The sequence below is a fragment of the Paraburkholderia sp. SIMBA_027 genome (genome assembly GCF_046535315.1).
GTDB classification, from domain to species: domain Bacteria; phylum Pseudomonadota; class Gammaproteobacteria; order Burkholderiales; family Burkholderiaceae; genus Paraburkholderia; species Paraburkholderia tropica.
Genome location: NZ_JAWRWY010000180.1, coordinates 1 through 371, shown reverse-complemented (window position 1 = coordinate 371; position 371 = coordinate 1). Strand labels below are relative to the sequence as shown.

1 protein-coding gene and 1 pseudogene are annotated in these 371 nt (G+C 53.6%); one reads left to right on the top strand and one right to left on the bottom strand.

The window, feature by feature from the left end; genetic code table 11:
• A pseudogene (locus tag SB764_RS38685) lies at window positions 1-78 on the bottom strand (plasmid mobilization relaxosome protein MobC); the annotation flags it as partial.
• 31 nt (window positions 79-109) lie between these two features.
• On the opposite strand from SB764_RS38685, the gene SB764_RS38680 reads away from it, so the two are divergent.
• On the top strand, window positions 110-301 hold the full coding sequence (locus tag SB764_RS38680; RefSeq protein WP_000165985.1) for a Rop family plasmid primer RNA-binding protein: 192 nt from the start codon (window positions 110-112) through the stop codon (window positions 299-301).
• Window positions 302-371: the final 70 nt, after the last annotated feature.

The window sequence follows — 371 nt, the reverse complement described above, 5'->3', positions numbered from 1 at the left end:
CAGTAACCGGGCATGTTCATCATCAGTAACCCGTATCGTGAGCATCCTCTCTCGTTTCATCGGTATCATTACCCCCATGAACAGAAATCCCCCTTACACGGAGGCATCAGTGACCAAACAGGAAAAAACCGCCCTTAACATGGCCCGCTTTATCAGAAGCCAGACATTAACGCTTCTGGAGAAACTCAACGAGCTGGACGCGGATGAACAGGCAGACATCTGTGAATCGCTTCACGACCACGCTGATGAGCTTTACCGCAGCTGCCTCGCGCGTTTCGGTGATGACGGTGAAAACCTCTGACACATGCAGCTCCCGGAGACGGTCACAGCTTGTCTGTAAGCGGATGCCGGGAGCAGACAAGCCCGTCAGG